1 protein-coding gene and 2 pseudogenes are annotated in these 835 nt (G+C 46.5%); all 3 read left to right on the top strand.

Features of this window, described 5'->3' with window-relative positions; genetic code table 11:
• Positions 1-138: pseudogene (locus tag R7O13_RS25630) on the top strand (molybdopterin-synthase adenylyltransferase MoeB); the annotation flags it as partial.
• A gap of 79 nt (positions 139-217) precedes the next feature.
• On the top strand, positions 218-421 hold the full coding sequence (gene thiS / locus R7O13_RS25625; RefSeq protein ID WP_005497365.1) for a sulfur carrier protein ThiS: 204 nt from the start codon (positions 218-220) through the stop codon (positions 419-421).
• A gap of 5 nt (positions 422-426) precedes the next feature.
• Positions 427-835: pseudogene (locus tag R7O13_RS25620) on the top strand (thiazole synthase); the annotation flags it as partial.

Raw genomic sequence — 835 nt, 5'->3', positions numbered from 1 at the left:
ATAGATCGCTTTCATGTTGAGTGTGGTCAGTTACACCTCTTTGATGGACTGCGGATGAACTGGCAGACCATGTCGATCACCAAAGACAAGCAATGTCAGGTTTGTGGTGACAATAATCTTGCACCAGTGAGCAGTTAAGAGATGCCCGCCATGACAGTTTCAAATCAATTCGCATCAAATTCGTTTGTACGTTCATTTGCCAAAGGAGAGAGGTAGCGTGATAACTATCGCTATTAACGACCAAGCTCAGCTGGTCGAGTGTAAAGCCAACCTACAGCAAATCATTACCCAGTTTTCTCTGCCTGAAATGGGTTGTGTTTTTGCCATTAATAATCAAGTGGTGCCGCGTAGCGAATGGGCGAGTACGGTACTTTCTGAGGGAGATAGCATCTCTCTGTTTCAAGCCATCGCAGGGGGATAATGTCGATGCTGAAAATTGGTGATAAAGAATTTCAATCACGCTTGTTCACCGGAACAGGGAAATTTTCTAATAGCCGTTTAATGGCCGAAGCCATCCAGGTTTCAGGTTCACAGCTCGCGACGATGGCGCTTAAACGTGTGGATGTGAATGATCAGCAAGATGACATTTTACAGCCTTTGATTCACGCCGGTGTGAATTTGCTACCGAACACCTCTGGCGCTAAAAATGCCAAAGATGCTGTTTTTGCTGCGCAGCTTGCTCGCGAAGCGTTGGGCACAAATTGGGTCAAACTGGAGATCCATCCCGACCCAAAATACTTAATGCCTGATCCGATAGAAACCTTAGCCGCTGCCGAGCAGCTCGTGCGAGATGGCTTTATTGTGTTGCCATATTGCCATGCTGATCCGGTTTTAT

The organism is Vibrio sp. Y176, assembly GCF_033438945.1.
The sequence above is the reverse complement of the archived record's forward strand: the minus strand, read 5'-3'. Positions and strand labels throughout refer to the sequence as shown.